We start from the raw sequence: 17,020 nt of genomic DNA, 5'->3' as shown, positions 1-17,020 counted from the left end.
CCGGCGGCATGACTTGAATTTTATAGGAATGAGCCCTTGCGCTACGCCCTCTATTTCACCCCGCCTGCAAGCGATCCGCTGACCCTTTCCGCCCAGCGCTGGCTGGGGCGCAATGCGTTTACGGGTGCAGCCCTGGAGCAGCCGGCCGTGGGCGGGTTCGACGCGGCGACGCTTTCGGGCCTCACGGCAGACCCGCGCCGCTATGGTTTCCACGCCACGATGAAGGCGCCCTTTGCGCTTGCGGAAGGCCGCAGCGAGGCCGAGCTCGTGGCAGAAATCGGCCGGTTCGTCTCCGAGACGGAACCGTTCGACATTCCGGAACTCGTCGTCGGCCGGCTCGGCTCGTTCTTCGCGCTCGTGCCGGGCGACCAATGCGACGAATTGCAGAGCTTTGCCGGCGAGGTCGTGCGCCGTTTCGAGCGTTTTCGCGCGCCGCTGACCTCGGCGGATATATCGCGCCGCAAGCCCGACGAACTCACGGCCGCCGAACGCCAGAACCTCGTGCAGTGGGGATATCCCTACGTGTTCGACGAGTTCCGCTTCCACATGACGCTGACGGGGCGTGTTCCGGCGGAGCGCCGCGATGCCGTCGAAGGCGTGCTTCTCGATCAGTTCGCCGATTTCCACGGCCGCCCGCTGACGATTGCCGGCCTTGCGCTCTTCCGGGAGCCGTCGCGCGGCGCCGATTTCACCGTCCATTCGCTCTTCCCGCTCGCAGCCGCAGCCAACAGAAAGACCGCCTGACATGACCCGCGAAACCGTTCTCTCCAATGCCCGTATCGTGCTTGAGGACAAGATCCTCGACGGCACGCTGGTGTTGCGCGATGGCCTGATCGCCGACATCTCCGAAGGCTCCTCCACTGAGGGCGAGGACATGGAAGGCGACTTCCTCATCCCCGGCCTCGTCGAACTGCACACCGACCACCTGGAAGCCCACTATTCGCCGCGCCCCGGCGTGCGCTGGGGCCTGACGGCCGCCATCCAGTCGCACGACGCCCAGGTCGTTACCTCCGGTATCACCACCGTCTTCGACTGCCTGCGCATGGGCTCGGACGAGGACGGCGGCTTCGAGAAGGGCGAGATGCGCGCCATGGCCAACGCCATCGCCGAGGCGCAGAACGAGGACCGCCTGCGGGCGGAACACCTCATTCACCTGCGCTGCGAGGTCTCGACCGACAACGTGCTGGAGCACTACGAGGAATTCGAGGATGACCCGCTCGTCCGCCTCGTCTCGCTGATGGACCATGCGCCCGGCCAGCGCCAGTTCCAGACGCTGGAGCAATATATCCTCTACTACAAGAAGAAGCGCGGCCTGACGGACGACGAGTTCGACGCCTTCTGCAAGCGCCAGCAGGACCTCTCCGCCCGCTATGCCAAGCCGCATCGCGATGCGATCGCCGCGTCCTGCGCTGCCCGCAACATCTCGGTCGCGAGCCACGACGATGCGACGCTGGAACATGTCGAGGAAGCGATCGGCTACGGCATCCGGCTTGCCGAATTCCCGACCAGCGTCGAAGCCGCGAAGGCCTCGCATGGCGCCGGCATGAGCGTGCTGATGGGCGCGCCGAACATCGTGCGCGGCAAGTCGCATTCCGGCAACATTGCCGCCCGCGACCTCGCGAACATCGGCGTGCTCGACGTGCTGTCCTCCGACTACGTGCCCTTCAGCCTGATGCACGCGCCCTTCATCCTCGCCGATGAGGGCATGGACCTGCCGAAGGCCATCAACATGGTCTCTACGACCCCCGCCCGCACCGTCGGCCTCGACGATCGCGGCGCCATTGCCAAGGGCCTGCGCGCCGATCTCGTGCGCGTGCGCCGCCCCTCCGGCGTTCCGGTCGTGCGCTCCGTCTGGCGCCAGGGCAGGCGCGTGGCATGAGCCTCGACGCCGAAGCCGCCGTCCGCCAGCCGTTAGCCGTTGCGGCCGGCACAATGGTCGTCGTCGTCGGCCCGAGCGGTGCCGGCAAGGACAGCGTGATGTCCTATGCCGCGCGGCATTTTGCCCAGGAAGCCCGTGTGCGCTTCGTTCGCCGCGTCATCACCCGCCCGGCCGATGCCGGCGGGGAGGCGCATGAGGCGATCGATGCGGAAGGGTTTCGCACACGCGCGGCCGAAGGCGGCTTCGCCGTCTCCTGGGAGGCGCACGGCCTGTCCTACGGCATCCCGCGCGAAACGCTGGACGCGCTGGTGACCGGTGTCACGCTCGTCGCCAATGGCAGCCGTTCGGCCTTGCCCGCCTTCGCAGATGCGTATTCGCAGCTGAAGGTGGTGGTCATCACCGCGCGGCCCGACATTCTCGCCGCCCGCCTTGCCGCGCGTGGCCGGGAAAGTGCGGAGGGCATCGCCAAGCGCCTCGATCGTGCCGTGCCGGAAATCGTCGTCGCCGCCGATACCGTCGTCATCGACAATAGCGGCGCACTGGAAGAGGCGGGCGAGGCCTTCGTCTCGCTGCTCGCCTCCGCACTCGCGCGCGAAGACTGATTCAGTCGCCCTTCAGTGCTTTGTAGGCGGCAAGCGCGCGTTCGCGCGCCTTGCCGTGATCGACGATCGGCTTCGGATAGGTTTTCCCAAGCTCGACGCCGGCCTTCTTCAGGGCGCTTTCCGGCGCGTCGAAGGGCTTGTGGATCCAGGCCGCATCGAGCTTCTCCAGTTCCGGCACGAAGGTGCGGACATAGGTGCCGTCCGCATCGAATTTCTCGCCCTGCAGGATCGGGTTGAAGATGCGGAAGAAGGGCGAGGCATCCGCGCCCGAGCCCGCCACCCATTGCCAGTTCGCCGCATTCGAGGCCGCATCGGCATCCACCAGCGTGTCGCGAAACCATTCTTCCCCGCGCCGCCAGTCGATCATCAGGTGTTTGATCAGGAAGGAAGCGGTGATCATGCGCACGCGGTTGTGCATCCAGCCATGTTTCCAGAGCTGCCGCATGCCGGCGTCGACGATGGGGTAGCCCGTCTGGCCACGGGTCCAGAGCTTGAAGTTCTTGCCGGCCGCTTCCCAGGGAAAGGCGTCGAAACGGTCGTTCCAGTTTTTTTCCGCAAGCTGCGGGAAATGGAAATGCAGGTGGTAGCAGAATTCCCGCCAGGCGAGCTCCTTGCGGAAATGCACGACGTCCTCCGCCGGCGCCTTCAGGCCGCGCGTGGCATGCCAGATCCGGGCGGGCGAGATTTCGCCCAGCGCCAGATGCGGCGACAGCATCGAGGTTGCTTCGATCGCGGGGTGGTCGCGGTCCTCCTTGTAGCCGCCGATCGCGCCGTCGACGAAGCTTTCCAGCCGTTCGCGCGCCGCCTCTTCCCCGGGCGTCCAGACCTCGGGGAAAGCGGCCGCCCAATTCGGCTTCTTTGGCAGCAAGTCCCAGTCATCGAGCGTCTCGGATGCCGGCTTCTTGCGGAGAGAAGTCAGTTTCTCCGGCGCGTCGATCGGCTCATGCGGCTCGCCCTCCCGCTCCAGCGCCTTCCAGAACGGCGTATAGACGCGGTACGGCCTTTTCTCCCCGGTCATCAGGCGCGTCGGGTCGTGCAGCAACTGTCCGGCGAAACTCTTGGCGGCAATGCCGCGCCCCTTCAGCCCCGCCTTGATCTCCGTGTCGATCGCGATGCCCGCGGGATCGTGCCGGCGGTTCCAGTGCACGGTGTCGGCGCCGGTCTCCTCGATCAGAGCGGCAAGCACCGCATCCGCCGCACCGCTGCGCAGCACCAGCGGTGAGCCGAGCTTCTGAAGCGTCTTGCAGAGCGACGCCAGTGAATGATGCAGCCACCACTGCTGCGCCCCCCCGAGCGGGCCTGTTCCGGCTTTCTCCGGCTCGCGGATGTAGAGCGTAACGATGGGGCGTCCCGTCTCCACGGCGGCGGCGAGTGCGGCGTTGTCGTCGACGCGCAGGTCCTTGCGGAACCAGACGATGACCGGATTTTCGCTCGCAGCCATCTCTTCAGCTCCTTTTCGGCAGGGGACGGGTCAGGATGAACAGCACGCTTCCCGACAGGATGAGCGCGACCGTTCCGGCGAGAAGCAGCGAGGGCTGCGTGCGGTAGTAGAAGAAGCCGTAGCTCGCGACGATAAGGCAGACGGAGACGATTTTGGCGCGCGCGGAGATGGCGCCCTCGCGCCGCCAGTTCTGGAGCGGCGGCCCGAGCGTGCGGTGGTTCAGCAGCCATTGTTCGAGGCGCGGCGAGGAGCGCGAAAAACACCAGACGGCGACGAGCAGGAAGGGTGTCGTCGGGAGCAGGGGCAGGAAAGCGCCGATAATGCCGAGCGCCGTCATCAGCAGGCCGGCCAGCATGTAGAGCGAGCGCACAGGGATCCTCGTTCAAAAAACGCGTCGCCGTTCAGATAGAGTGCTTTGCGTCCGCCTCCAAGGGGCCATCGTACCGCAACGGGTGGAACGAACGTCATCCTCGGGCATTCCTTGCGGACGGAAACAGGGCAGGGCGAGGCGAATGTTGGACGATATCGACCGCGGAGACGAGCATGCCTGGTGGACGACGCAGCGCGGCGCCTCGCCGATCGTCGGCACCGCCATCCACAATGGCCACGCCGTGCGAGAGAACCTCCTCATGAACATGGCGCTCGACGACAACGAGCGATTGCGCGAGGAAGACCCGTTCACGGCCGAAACCATTCGCGGCCTCAGCAATCGCATCGTCTTCCACCGCTCCCGCTTCGAGATCGACCTCAACCGCGCCCGCGACGGCGCGATCTACCTGCGGCCGGAACAGGCCTGGGGCCTGAAGGTCTGGCGCACGCCGCCATCGGAGGCCGAGCTTGCCGAAAGCCTCGCCGTGCATGACGCCTATTACGGCATGCTGGAAAACTATCTTCGCGGCGTGGAGGCGCAGCACGGCCGCTTCGTCGTGCTGGACATGCACAGCTACAACCACCGCCGCGCCGGCCCTTCGGCGCCGCCGACCGAAACGAGCGACGCGCCGGAAATCAACATCGGCACCTCCTCGATGGATCGGTCCCGATGGGCGCCGGTGGTCGACGCCTTCATGAACTTCGCCGCCGATTTCGATTTTCTCGGCCGCAGGCTGGACGTGCGCGAGAACATTGCCTTCGAGGGGCGCGGCGAGCAGACGCGCTTCATCCACGAGCGTTTCCCGCAAAACGGCTGTGCCATCGCCGTCGAATTCAAGAAAGTCTTCATGGACGAGTGGACCGGTGCGCCGGACTGGCAGGCGCTCGCAGCCCTTCAGGCGCTCGTCGCGGGCGCTGCGCCGGTGCTCGAACGGGCGCTGCGGGAGGTCGCATGAGCCCAGCGAAGACGGCGCGCAAGCCGCGCCAGAAGCAGGAAAAGACGCTTGTTCAGGACGTGATCGAAGCGCTAGAGGCCGGCAAGCCGGTGCGCCGCGACTTGGATGGCGGGCGCCTGCATATCGACCGGCCGCTGCCGTTTCTCTGCCTGCATGTCGGCGAGCCGGACACCCATGTCGTGGCGCGCGAGGTCGCCGCCGCGAACGCCTCCTATCTCGTCACGCCGCGCATTGAGGACGCCGTCGAGCTTATTGCCCCGATTGCCGCGGCGCTGCGCAAGAAATTCGGCACCTTCGTGCTGCTCGACGTGGACGAGTTGCAGCGCGACCGGCTGCTGTCCGACGATGCGCCGTTCCTCCAGCCCTTCGAGGTCATGCTCTCGGCGACGCGCCAGCCCGCAGCCAGGCGGGCAATGGAGGCGTTCGAGACGGCGGTGGAGGCGTTCGAGGCCCGCTTCCGCACGCCGCATGTCGAGCTTTGCGCGGCGGAAGACGATCCCTGCGCGCGGCCGGAGCTTCTAAACCTCAAGCTGCCGCTTCTGACCCTGCGCTTCGCGCCGATCTATCGCGTCACGGGATCCGACGCCACCTATCCGGACCTGCGCGAACGCCTGGTCGACAATTTCCTCGACGCCGGCCTGCGCGCCTTCGCGGCCTTTCTGGAGGCGGACGGTTTTCCGAAACCCGCCACCTACCGGGCCTTCGGCCGCAAGGCCTTCATCGACGCGGTCGAGCGGGCCGATCGCGGCATGGACGATGTCGCCTCCAGCTTCGATTTCCTGCTGGCCGTAACGCCGATCAACGCAAACGCCGCTTGGCAGGAATTCAAGGCCAACCATTACGACCGGCCGCCGCGCTTCCTCTACCGTCCGCTGCCCCTCCTGGTGGAGGGGCAGAAGCGCCGCCTCTATTCTATTTCGCTCGACCGGCTGGAAGATCCCGTCCTGCACCAGATCTACCGCGAAAAGCAGCAGGAACTCGACCTGCAACTGACGCTGATCGGCGAGCGGGAGAAGGCGCGTTTCGTCGAGTTCGGCCGCGCGCTCTACGGTCCCGTCGAGCCATCGCTGCGCAAGGCCGCTGCCGAGGTTCTCGACGGCACGGGCAATGCCAAGCGCATGCCGGCGCTCGCCGATGACGACGAGGTGGTGGATTGCTTCTATGTCGAGCGCAAGGCGCGCTCCATGATGATGCACTATCATCAGCATTATGACGGTTTCGACGCGGCGATCGAATTGCGCGACGACGTGCCGGCCGGCCTGCTCGTTTCCGGTCGCCGCCTGCTGATTTCGCGGCGCACGCGCATGATGCGCCACCGCGTCGATGCGCTGCTGAGCCACGAGGTCGGCGTGCACCTGCTCACCTATTTCAACGGCTCGGCGCAGGGCCTGCGCGTCTTCCGCACCGGTCTTTCGGGCTATGAGGGCATGCAGGAAGGGCTGGCGGTCTTCGCCGAATTCCTCGCCGGCGGCTTCACGCCGGAGCGGCTGCGGCTGCTCGCCGCCCGTGTCGTCGGCTGCGACCTGATGCTCGCCGGTGCCTCATTCGTCGAGAGCTTTCGCACGCTGACGCAGGATTACGATTTCGACGCCGAGACCGCCTTCGGCCTGCTGCTGCGCGTCTTCCGCGGCGGGGGGCTCGCCAAGGACGCCATCTATCTGCGCGGGCTGCTCTCGCTGCTGAGCCATCTGAAGGGTGGCGGGGCGCTCGATCCGTTCTGGATGGGCAAGATTTCGGCAGGCCATTTCAGCGTGATGGAGGAACTCGGCGCCCGCGGCCTGCTGAAGGCGCCGATCCTGCGGCCACTCTGTCTCGAAACCGATCGCGGGCGCGCAAGGCTGGAGCGCGCCCGTGCCGGACTGACACCCCTGACAATGCTCGAAGCTTGAGGAGAGCAACAATGCGTATCGCCTTTTTCGTCAATTCGATCGAGGGGGAAACCTCGACCTATACCACCACCGGCCTTGCCATGGCCGCACTCGGGCGCGGGCATGAGATCTGCTACGTGACGCCGGGCGATTTCGTGCTCAGGGCCGATGACAGCCTGTCGGTGCGCGGCCGCGTGCTGCCGGGAAAACGCTACAAGAAGGCGGAGAGTTTTCACGCGGCCCTCCAGGGCGATGACACTGCCATCGAGACGATGGACACGAGCGATGTCGACGTGCTGTTCCTGCGCAACGACCCGTCGCTCGATGCCGACGACCGGCCCTGGGCGGCCCATGTCGGCGCGATGTTCGGCCGGCTTGCGGCGGCGCGCGGGACCATCGTCGTCAACGATCCGGACGGCCTGTCGCTGGCGCAGAACAAGCTCTATTTCCAGGGTTTTCCGCGCGCCGTGCGGCCGGAAACGCTGATTTCCAAGAGCATCGACGAAATCCGCACCTTCATCGACACCCACAAGGAGGGCGTCATCATGAAGCCGCTCCAGGGCTCCGGCGGCAAGAACGTCTTCAAGATCGGCTCTCCCGACGAGGCAAACCTCAACCAGATCTTCGAGGCCGTCAGCGGCGAGGGTTATCTCATCGCGCAGAACTACCTGCCCGCCGCGACCGAGGGCGACATCCGGCTCTTCCTGATGAACGGCCGGCCGCTGGAGCGCGACGGCAAGTATGCCGCGATCCGCCGGGTGCCGGCCAAGGGCGAGGTGCGCTCGAACATCCACGCGGCCGGCACCGCGGTCTCCGTCGAGATCACGCCGGAAATCCTTGCGATTGCGGACATGGTGCGGCCCAAACTCGTTGAGGACGGCATGTTCCTCGTCGGCCTCGATATCGTTGGCGACAAGATTCTGGAGATCAACGTCTTCACGCCGGGCGGCCTCAACGTGATGCTCGATCTCTACGACATCGATTTTGCCGACAGCATCATCGCCGCGCTGGAGCAGAAGGTCGCCCAGCGCGACGCCTATGCGGGCGCCATCACCAACCGAACCCTTGCGACACTCTGAAGCCGGTCAGATCGGCTTGCTGTTCGCCGCGCCCTTGGCCGATTTCGCTTTTGCGACGGCCTTGGCGGCGACGGGTTTTTCGGCGCCGGCATCCGCCTTCTTCTTCGGCTTCGCCTCGGACTTTTTCGTCTGCGCCTTCTTGGAGATCTCGATCAGCGGCTTTTTCGCACTGGCCGGCTTGGGATCCTCGGCGAGCGCCACGCGCTCGAACTCGTCGCGCTCGCGCGCGGCCTGTTCCCAATGTTCGGCGTCCTGGCCATGCGGCCGGCCGGCCTCTTCCCAGATCGCATAGGCTCGCTTGCTGATCCATTCCAAACGCACATCCGACATCGCTAATCCCCGTTCAAGAGTTGCCCGTTCAAGGGTTGACTGACGCCATGTCGCCAATGTGCCGCGCAGGATGTGCAGGCAGGACCGGGACACGGAACTCGCTGGAGGGCCGGGAGCGTTCGACCGGCAGGTCCAGATATTCGACGCACCATACGCTCCGGGGCAAGGCCCTTCCTGGAGCAGGTCTGCTTCATGCGATTCGCAAGACTAGAATGCGCCGAAAGCGACAGGGCATCAAGCCGAGCCGGCCGCGGCATCCTGGCCTTCAGCCCGCATGGTAAGAAAATCATGCCCCAGGTTGCGGCAAATCGGCGTAATTTTGGAAAAGTTTCATGCTGGCGGGTGGACAGTGTCGAGCCCGCCAACGTATTGTCCGGATGAGAGAATATTCAACGCGGACGACGAAATCGAGAGGCAGGGCGTTTGGCAGCAACAGGGCAACAGCATCGACCGGTTCGTCGGGCTTTCCGCCTTTTCTGCGCCACGTTCACCTGTCTTTTGCTGTTGATATCCACGCTGTCCGCACCTTCTGCCGTCAGCGCCAGCTCTAAATTGCTTCGTTACGGCACGCAGAAGACTTTTGGTCATCCATCTGCACTTGCCGACCTGGAGTGCCGCAAGCGCCCCGTCGCCGGCAAGGTCACGCAGCTTGACGGCGGCGACGGCATCGGCTGTCCGCCGGGGCAAGGCGTTTTGCACGTGGCGGACGCGGACGTCGCTGTCGCCATCGTTCCGCAGTGCCGCTGCGGTAGCGGCCGCATCGAAACGCGCGGGGCCCGTGCCCCTCCGTTCCATTTCGCCTGACGACCGCTTCGATCGTCCCGTCGATCGCGCGCGGTCTTCCCGATGTCGCCGGCATGCCGGCGTGAGAAGCTCTGACGTAAAGCGATCGATTTAAACGATGACAGGTGAAATGATTCTGGTCCTGCTGGTCTGCCTTCCCTTCGCGGGAAGCCTCGCCGCGACCATTCTGCTGCGGACGGATTCGCGGGTGCTCGCGGCGCGCATGGCGGGCGTCGTCGCCTTTGCCGGCTTCGTCATGACGGCGGTGCTCTACCCCGCGGTGCGCGATGGCGGCAAGGTCCGCGTCGATCTGCAATGGCTTCCGCAGCTCGGCCTGAACGTCACGCTGCGCATGGATGGTTTCGCCTGGCTCTTCGCCATGCTCGTCACCGGCATCGGCTGCCTCGTCGTGCTCTATGCGCGGTATTACATGTCGGAAGAGGACCCGGTCCCGCGCTTCTTCTCGTTCCTGCTCGCCTTCATGGGCTCGATGCTCGGCATCGTGCTGTCGGGCAACATCATCCTGCTCTCGGTGTTCTGGGAACTCACCAGCATCTTCTCCTTCCTCCTGATCAGCTACTGGCACCACAATGCCGCCGCGCGTGACGGCGCGCGCATGGCGCTGACGATCACCGGCATCGGCGGCTTCTGCCTGCTCGCCGGCCTCATCGTGCTCGGCCATATCGCCGGCAGCTACGATCTCGACGTGGTGCTTGCCGCCGGCGAGAAGATCAAGGCCCATCCGCTCTACCTGACGTCGCTGGTGCTGATCCTCATCGGCGCCCTGACCAAGAGCGCGCAGGTGCCGTTCCATTTCTGGCTGCCGAATGCCATGGCCGCGCCGACGCCGGTCTCGGCCTACCTGCATTCCGCGACAATGGTGAAGGCGGGCGTCTTCCTTCTGGTGCGCTTCTGGCCGCCGCTGTCTGGCACCTATGAATGGTTCATGCTGCTCGGCATTGCCGGCATCAGCACGCTGATCCTCGGTGCCTATTTCGCGATGTTCCAGCAGGACCTGAAGGGCCTGCTCGCCTATTCGACGATCAGCCATCTCGGCCTCATCACGACGCTGCTGAGCCTCGGCAGTCCGCTCGCCGCCGTCGCCGCGATCTTCCACATGGTCAACCACGCGACCTTCAAGGCCTCGCTCTTCATGGCCGCCGGCATCATCGACCACGAGACCGGCACCCGCGACATGCGACGATTAAGCGGGCTCTTCAAATACCTGCCGATCACCGGCACGCTCGCCATGGTGGCGAGTGCGGCCATGGCCGGGGTGCCGCTCCTAAACGGCTTCATCTCCAAGGAGATGTTCTTCGCGGAAGCCGTTGAAACACACGCCGATTCCGTGCTCGACCGCATCCTGCCCTATGTCGCGACGCTGGCCGGCGCCTTCTCCGTCGCCTATTCGCTCCGCTTCATCCACATGGTGTTCTTCGGCCCGCCGCCCGTCGACCTGCCCAAGCCCAAGCCGCACGAGCCGCCGCACTGGATGCGCTTCCCGATCGAGTTCCTCGTGCTCGCCTGCCTCGTCGTCGGCATCATCCCCAGCCTGTCGATCGGCCCGTTCCTGCATTCCGCCGTCGTCTCGGTGCTGGGCGAGCGCACGCCGGATTACAGCCTCGCTGTCTGGCACGGCATCAACACGCCGCTGATCATGAGCATGATCGCGCTCATCGGCGGCGCGGCGCTCTATGCGGTGCTGAAGGATTATCTCGCCAAATGCGATGACGGGCCGCCGCTGTTCCGCCATCTCGGCGGCCAGCGCATCTTCGAGCGCGTGCTCGTGACGGTGTCGTGGAAATGGGCGCGCTGGCTGGAAAGCCACCTCGGCACGCGCAATCTCCAGCCGCAGCTGCGCCTCGTCGCAGCCGCGGGACTGCTTGCCGGCGTCGTGCCGCTCTATCTCGCCGGCTTCACACCAAAACCGCCGGAATTCGGCGATGTCGACCCGATCTTCGCCGCCGTCTGGTGCGTCGGCGCCTTCTGCGCGCTCGCCGCCGCCTACCAGGCGAAGTATCACCGGCTTGCCGCCCTCGTCCTGCTCGGCGGTGCCGGCATCACCACCTGCATCACCTTCGTCTGGCTGTCGGCGCCCGACCTCGCCATCACCCAGCTTCTGGTCGAAATCGTCACGACAGTCCTGCTGCTGCTCGGCCTGCGCTGGCTGCCCAAGCGCTCGGAAAAAGTCGACAACTCCGTGTCGCTCGCCGCGCGCAGCCGCCGTTTCCGCGATTTCCTGCTGGCGATCTCCTGCGGCTTCGGCATGTTCATCTTCTCCTACGCCATCATGAAACAGCCGGTGCCGGACGCGATCGCCAGCTACTTCCTCGAAAAGGCCTATACGGAAGGTGGCGGGCGCAATGTCGTCAACGTCATCCTCGTCGACTTCCGCGGCTTCGACACGATGGGCGAGATCGCGGTGCTCGCGATCGTCGCACTGACGGTCTTCGCGCTGCTGCGTCGTTTCCGTCCCGCAGCCGACAGCATCGAGAAGCCGGAGCAGCAGCGCATCCAGAACGCCTATGACGCGGAACGCCCCGAGCGCTCGGCCGGCGATACGGTGCGCGACTACCTGCTCGTGCCCTCGGTCATCATGCAGTGGATGTTCCCGGTGGTGATCACCTTCTCGGTCTATCTCTTCCTGCGCGGCCATGACCTGCCGGGTGGCGGTTTTGCCGCGGGCATCACCATGGCGATCGCCTTCCTGCTGCAATATCTGGCGGGCGGCGTGCGCTGGGCGGAAGACCGGCTGCGCATCCTGCCGCTGCGCTGGATGGGTTTTGGCCTGCTGCTGGCGGCGGCGACCGGGATCGGGGCCTGGTTCCTCGGCTATCCGTTCCTGACATCCCATTCGCAATATATCGAGGTGGCGTTCATCGGAAAGGTGCCGGCGGCGACCGCGCTGCTGTTCGATCTCGGCGTCTTCTCCCTCGTCGTCGGCGCGACGGTGCTCATTCTCATCGCGCTCGCCCACCAATCCATACGCACGCATCGGGTCCGCAATCTCGACGCCACAAAGGCGGAGGAAGCCTGATGGAACTCGTTCTCGCAATCGGCATCGGCGTCATGACCGGCTCGGGCGTCTGGCTCATCCTGCGCCCGCGCACCTACCAGGTCATCATCGGTCTCTCGCTGCTCTCCTATGCCGTCAACCTCTTCATCTTTGGCGTCGGCGGCGTGAAGTCCAATGCCGCACCGCTGCTCGGCGAGGGCATCGACATCTCGACGCTCACCGATCCTGTGCCGCACGCCCTGGTGCTGACTGCCATCGTCATCGGCTTTGCCACGACGGCACTCTTCCTCGTCGTGCTGCTCGCCGCCCGCGGCCTCACCGGTACCGACCATGTCGATGGCAGGGAGCAGCCGAAATGAGCGGTTGGCAGCAACATCTCATCATCGCGCCGATCCTCATCCCGCTTGTCGCGGGCGCGCTCCTCCTGTTTTTCGACGAGCGCGAGCGTGTCGTCAAAGCGATGATCAGCGTCGTCTCGTGCCTGGCGCTCGCCGCCGTCGCCATCACTCTGTTCCGGCTGGCAAATGGCGGCAGCGGCGAAGGCGGCTTCGAGGGCGTCTACCTGCTCGGCAACTGGCCGGCCCCCTTTGGCATCGTGCTGGTGGTCGACCGCCTCTCGGCGCTGATGCTGGTGCTGACCTCGATCCTTGCCATTCCGGCGCTGGTTTTCGCACTCGCCCGCTGGCATGCGGCCGGCGCGCATTTCCACACGCTGTTCCAGCTCCTGCTGATGGGCCTCAACGGCGCGTTCCTCACCGGCGACCTGTTCAACCTCTTCGTCTTCTTCGAGGTGATGCTCGCCGCCTCCTACGGCCTGCTGATGCACGGCTCCGGCTCCATGCGCGTCAAGGCCGGCATGCACTACATCGCGGTCAATCTTGCGGCCGCGCTCTGCTTCCTGATCGGCGTCAGCGCCATCTACGGCTCGGCCGGCACGCTCAACATGGCGGATCTCGCCGTGCGCATCGGCGAGATCGAGGGCGAGCGGCGCATGCTGCTGGAGGCGGGCGCCGGCATTCTCGGCATCGTCTTCCTCATCAAGGCCGGCATGTGGCCGCTGAACTTCTGGCTGCCCGGCGCCTACAGCGCCGCGACCGCGCCCGTCGCCGGTATCTTCGCCATAATGAGCAAGGTCGGCATCTACGTCATCCTGCGCCTGTCGCTGCTGGTCTTCGGGCAGGGCGAATCCGCCGGCCTCGGGCTCAACGTGCTGCTTTACGGTGGCATGGCGACCATCGCCTTCGGCACGATCGGGGTGCTCGCCTCACAGGCGCTCGGGCGGCTCGCGAGTTACTCCGTGCTCGTCTCCTCCGGTACGCTGCTCGCGGTGCTCGGCCTCAGCAACGGTCAGGTCACGGCCGGTGCGCTCTTCTACATGGTCAGTTCGACGATGACGATCTGCGCCTTCTTCATGCTGATCGAACTCGTGGAACGCGGGCAGGATGCCGGCGCCTCGGTTCTCGCGGTCACCATGGAGGCCTATGGCGATGCGGACGAGGAGGAGCGGGAGGTCGAGGTCGGCATCACCATGCCGGGAACGATCGCCGTGCTCGGCATCTGCTTTGCCGCCTGCGGCATCCTGCTGTCCGGCCTGCCGCCGCTCTCCGGCTTCGTCGCGAAGTTCGCCATGCTCACCGGCATGATCGGCATGAACGCCCAGGAGGGACCGATCTCCGCCTCCGTCTGGTGGATCGTCGGCCTGCTCATCCTGTCGGGCCTCGCGGCACTCATCTCGATGACCCGCGCCGGTATCCGCACCTTCTGGGCCTCCATGGAAGGCACCGTGCCGCGCGTGCTCGTCATGGAAATGGCGCCGGTCATGCTGCTCATCGCGCTGACGCTGACGCTAACGATCAAGGCCGGCCCGGCGATGACCTACATGGAGGAGACGGTGCGCAACCTGCAGCAGCCGGCCACCTATATCGACGCCGTGATAAACGCGCGGCGCGCCGGCGTGGCGGAGGCGAGCGGGCCGGACGGCGGGGGAGGGCTCTGACATGCTGCCCTATCCGCTCCTCAGCGCCTCGCTCGTCCTCATGTGGCTGGCCCTCAACGGCTTCACGATCGGCCAGTTCATCCTCGGCTGCATCGTCGCCGTGCTCGCCTCCTGGGGCATGGCATCGCTCCGGCCCGCTAAGCCGCGCCTGAACAAATGGTATCTGCTGCCCAAACTCGTCGGCATCGTGCTCTACGATATCCTGCGCTCGAACATCGCCGTCGCCTCGATCCTGCTGACGGGCGGCAAGCGCAGCCACAAGTCCGGCTTCATGACCGTGCCGCTCGACCTCGAAAACCCGACGGCGCTCGCCGTGCTCGCCGTGGTGGTGACGAGCACGCCGGGCACCGCCTGGCTCGAATACAATTCCTTGAACAGGACCGTGCTGATCCACGTACTCGACCTCGTCGACGAGGAGGAATGGCGGGTGCTGATCAAGACGCGCTACGAAGCGCTGCTGATGGAGATTTTCGAATGAGCCACATGATCCTCGCCTGGTCCGTCACCATCGCGCAAATCATGCTCGCGCTCGCCATGGCGCTCGCCGCGATACGCATGTCACGGGGGCCACGCGCGCAGGACCGTGTGCTGGCGCTCGACACGCTTTACGTCAACTCGATGCTGCTGCTGATGGTCTTCGGCATCCGCACCGGCAAGGTCATCTATTTCGAGGCGTCGCTGGTCATCGGCATGCTCGGCTTCGTCGCGACGGTGGCGCTCGCCAAATTCCTGATGCGCGGGGAGGTGGTCGAATGAGCACGATCGAACATGCGGGCGACCTGCCGGCCTGGGCCGCACTCGCCGTCTCCTTCTTCCTGGTCATCGGCGCAGGCCTCACGCTGATCGGCACGATCGGCTTCACCCGCCTGCCGACCTTCTACGAACGCATCCATGCGCCCACACTCGGCACGAGCTGGGGCACCGGCGGCATCGTCATGGCCTCGATGATCTTCTTCACCGTGCTTTCCACGCGGCTCGTCGTGCATGAAATCCTGATCGGCATCTTCGTGACGGTCACCACGCCGGTGACGCTGATGCTGCTCGCTCGCGCAGCGCTCCACCGCGACCGGGCGGAGGGCAATCCGGAGGTGCCGGCCGAAGCGCCGGTCGAGCCCGCCGGCGAAGCGGAGCAGCCCGCACCGGCCGAGTAGCAGCCGGAGGCCCTCAAGCCCCTCAGTGCTGGTCGAGTGCCCGTGTCAGCGTGAGCGCCGCAATCGTGCAGATCGCGCCGGAGATCAGGTAGCCGCCGATGAAGATGATGCCGAAGCTGCTGGCGAGGCCGAGTGCCACGAGCGGCGCGAAGCCGGCGCCGAGAAGCCAGGCGAGGTCTGAGGTGAGGGCGGCACCGGTATAACGGTAGTATTGCGTGAAGCGCGAGGAGACGGCGCCGGAGGACTGGCCGAAAGTAAGGCCGAGGATGAAGAAGCCGATCAGGATATAGGCATCCTGGCCCTTGCCGCCGGCATCGAGCAGGAACGGCGCGGAAAAGCTGAAGATCGCGATCAGGATCGCGCCGAGCATCAGTTCGTTGCGCCGGCCGATACGGTCGGCGATGAAGCCGGACAGCACGATGCCGACGGCGCCGAGTGCCGCGCCCGCGACCTGCACCCAGAGGAACTGTGCCGCCGACTGACCGCCGAAGAGCGTGATCCAGCTCAGCGGGAAGATGGTGACGAGGTGGAACATCGCGAAGCTCGCGAGCGGCACGAAGGCGCCGAGCACCACGTCCATGCTGTGTTTGCTGAGCATCTCGAAGATCGGCCGGGCCTGCAATTCCTGCGCTTCCATCGCCGCGCCGAATTCCTTGCTGGCAACGATGCGCAGGCGCGCGAAGAGCGCCACGACGTTGATCGCGAAGGCGACGAAGAAGGGATAACGCCAGCCCCAGGCGAGGAAATCGGCTTCGGAAAGGCTGGAAACCATGTAGCCGAAGAGGATGCTCGCCAGCGCAAAGCCGATCGGCGCGCCGAGCTGCGGGATCATAGCATACCAGCCGCGGCGATTCGGCGGCGCGCTGAGGTTCAACAGCGAGGCGAGGCCGTCCCACGCGCCGCCCAGCGCAAAACCCTGGCCCAGCCGGAACAGCGCCAGCAGCGCCACGGCCCAGTATCCGAGCGTCTCGTAGCCGGGCAGGAAGGCGATCGACGCGGTCGAGCCGCCGAGGATGACCAGCGCGACCGTCAGCTTGGTGCCGCGGCCATAGTTGCGGTCGATCCACATGAAGACGAAGGAGCCCACAGGGCGAGAGAGAAAGGCCAGCGGGAACAGCGCGAAAGACATCAGGGTCGCGGCGACCGGATTGGGCGCGAACGGAAAGATGAGCTTCGGGAAGACGAGGATGGAGCCGAGGCCGTAGACGAAGAAGTCGAAGAATTCCGAGGTCCGGCCGATCACCACGCCGATGGCGACGCTGCCCGGCGACAGCGGCTTGTCGTCGTCATGCATGCGGCGGGCGTCTCGCTCGAGACCGGACGATGTGGGGTTGCTGGCCGAGCTCATGAACTTCTCCACGGGGATTTGCGTCATGTCGTTAGAATGTTGACCAATCGGCGCCCGATATCAAGGACAAGACGCAGAAAGCCCGCGAGCCGGCCTCAATTGACAACAAACATTTCTATTGGGCTAGTACAAACGCGCATCGACAGAAAGCCCCAACTTCACTAGCCTACTGCGACAGAATGCTGCGCTGCGACGAACGACC

Annotated in this window: 17 protein-coding genes; 13 read left to right on the top strand and 4 right to left on the bottom strand. The window is 65.5% G+C overall.

All coding sequences use genetic code 11. From position 1 onward, the window contains the following. The first annotated feature begins 36 nt into the window (after positions 1-36). The 3 genes from GB927_RS11005 to phnN are packed head-to-tail and all read left to right on the top strand — an operon-like array spanning position 37 to position 2,481. Positions 37-744 carry a DUF1045 domain-containing protein gene (locus GB927_RS11005; RefSeq protein ID WP_256116854.1) on the top strand — a complete coding sequence of 236 codons (708 nt, stop codon included), beginning with the start codon at positions 37-39 and terminating at the stop codon, positions 742-744. Between the two features lies 1 nt (position 745). Then, complete coding sequence (locus GB927_RS11000) at positions 746-1,879, top strand: alpha-D-ribose 1-methylphosphonate 5-triphosphate diphosphatase (RefSeq protein WP_256116853.1); 1,134 nt, start codon at positions 746-748, stop codon at positions 1,877-1,879. Continuing rightward, complete coding sequence (gene phnN, locus GB927_RS10995) at positions 1,876-2,481, top strand: phosphonate metabolism protein/1,5-bisphosphokinase (PRPP-forming) PhnN (RefSeq protein WP_256116852.1); 606 nt, start codon at positions 1,876-1,878, stop codon at positions 2,479-2,481. Before GB927_RS11000 ends, phnN begins: the two co-directional genes overlap by 4 nt. Position 2,482: 1 nt before the next feature. Here the strand turns inward: phnN and GB927_RS10990 are convergent, their stop codons facing one another. Together GB927_RS10990 and GB927_RS10985 are read right to left on the bottom strand one after the other, a co-directional pair. Then, positions 2,483-3,922, bottom strand: coding sequence for a cryptochrome/photolyase family protein (locus GB927_RS10990; protein ID WP_256116851.1), 1,440 nt, complete (start codon positions 3,920-3,922; stop codon positions 2,483-2,485). A 4-nt stretch (positions 3,923-3,926) separates the two neighbouring features. Next, positions 3,927-4,292 (bottom strand): YbaN family protein, encoded by a 366-nt coding sequence (locus GB927_RS10985; RefSeq protein ID WP_256116850.1) that lies wholly within the window; start codon positions 4,290-4,292, stop codon positions 3,927-3,929. A gap of 142 nt (positions 4,293-4,434) precedes the next feature. Between GB927_RS10985 and GB927_RS10980 the strand changes: the two genes are divergently transcribed. The 3 genes from GB927_RS10980 to GB927_RS10970 are packed head-to-tail and all read left to right on the top strand — an operon-like array spanning position 4,435 to position 8,194. Continuing rightward, positions 4,435-5,247: an N-formylglutamate amidohydrolase gene (locus GB927_RS10980; protein WP_256116849.1), complete on the top strand. Its 813-nt coding sequence runs from the start codon at positions 4,435-4,437 to the stop codon at positions 5,245-5,247. Next, positions 5,244-7,136 carry a flavohemoglobin expression-modulating QEGLA motif protein gene (locus tag GB927_RS10975; protein ID WP_256116848.1) on the top strand — a complete coding sequence of 631 codons (1,893 nt, stop codon included), beginning with the start codon at positions 5,244-5,246 and terminating at the stop codon, positions 7,134-7,136. The genes GB927_RS10980 and GB927_RS10975 overlap by 4 nt, the downstream gene beginning before the upstream one ends. Before the next feature lie 11 nt (positions 7,137-7,147). Then, positions 7,148-8,194 (top strand): glutathione synthase, encoded by a 1,047-nt coding sequence (locus GB927_RS10970; protein ID WP_256116847.1) that lies wholly within the window; start codon positions 7,148-7,150, stop codon positions 8,192-8,194. A 6-nt stretch (positions 8,195-8,200) separates the two neighbouring features. Here GB927_RS10970 and GB927_RS10965 read toward each other — a convergent pair whose 3' ends face one another. After that, a complete protein-coding gene (locus GB927_RS10965) occupies positions 8,201-8,524 on the bottom strand; it encodes a DUF2934 domain-containing protein (protein WP_256116845.1) in 324 nt (107 codons plus the stop codon). Between the two features lie 423 nt (positions 8,525-8,947). Between GB927_RS10965 and GB927_RS10960 the strand changes: the two genes are divergently transcribed. The 7 genes from GB927_RS10960 (at position 8,948) to mnhG (ending at position 15,470) form a co-directional block, all read left to right on the top strand. Then, complete coding sequence (locus tag GB927_RS10960; protein WP_256116844.1) at positions 8,948-9,328, top strand: hypothetical protein; 381 nt, start codon at positions 8,948-8,950, stop codon at positions 9,326-9,328. A 97-nt stretch (positions 9,329-9,425) separates the two neighbouring features. Beyond that, positions 9,426-12,344, top strand: a complete 2,919-nt coding sequence (locus tag GB927_RS10955; protein ID WP_256116843.1) for a monovalent cation/H+ antiporter subunit A — start codon at positions 9,426-9,428, stop codon at positions 12,342-12,344. After that, complete coding sequence (locus GB927_RS10950) at positions 12,344-12,682, top strand: Na+/H+ antiporter subunit C (RefSeq protein WP_256116842.1); 339 nt, start codon at positions 12,344-12,346, stop codon at positions 12,680-12,682. Before GB927_RS10955 ends, GB927_RS10950 begins: the two co-directional genes overlap by 1 nt. Then, positions 12,679-14,319 carry a monovalent cation/H+ antiporter subunit D gene (locus tag GB927_RS10945; RefSeq protein ID WP_256116841.1) on the top strand — a complete coding sequence of 547 codons (1,641 nt, stop codon included), beginning with the start codon at positions 12,679-12,681 and terminating at the stop codon, positions 14,317-14,319. The genes GB927_RS10950 and GB927_RS10945 overlap by 4 nt, the downstream gene beginning before the upstream one ends. 1 nt (position 14,320) lies before the next feature. Continuing rightward, positions 14,321-14,797, top strand: a complete 477-nt coding sequence (locus GB927_RS10940; protein ID WP_256116840.1) for a Na+/H+ antiporter subunit E — start codon at positions 14,321-14,323, stop codon at positions 14,795-14,797. Further along, positions 14,794-15,075: a K+/H+ antiporter subunit F gene (locus GB927_RS10935; protein ID WP_256116839.1), complete on the top strand. Its 282-nt coding sequence runs from the start codon at positions 14,794-14,796 to the stop codon at positions 15,073-15,075. Before GB927_RS10940 ends, GB927_RS10935 begins: the two co-directional genes overlap by 4 nt. Then, positions 15,072-15,470: a monovalent cation/H(+) antiporter subunit G gene (mnhG, locus tag GB927_RS10930; RefSeq protein WP_305111140.1), complete on the top strand. Its 399-nt coding sequence runs from the start codon at positions 15,072-15,074 to the stop codon at positions 15,468-15,470. Before GB927_RS10935 ends, mnhG begins: the two co-directional genes overlap by 4 nt. Before the next feature lie 22 nt (positions 15,471-15,492). Here mnhG and GB927_RS10925 read toward each other — a convergent pair whose 3' ends face one another. Continuing rightward, a complete protein-coding gene (locus tag GB927_RS10925; RefSeq protein ID WP_256116838.1) occupies positions 15,493-16,818 on the bottom strand; it encodes an MFS transporter in 1,326 nt (441 codons plus the stop codon). Between the last annotated feature and the right edge of the window lie 202 nt (positions 16,819-17,020).

Origin of the sequence: Shinella lacus (assembly GCF_010994755.1) — a bacterium.
Classification (GTDB): Bacteria; Pseudomonadota; Alphaproteobacteria; order Rhizobiales; family Rhizobiaceae; genus Shinella; species Shinella lacus.
The sequence above is the reverse complement of the archived record's forward strand: the minus strand, read 5'-3'. Positions and strand labels throughout refer to the sequence as shown.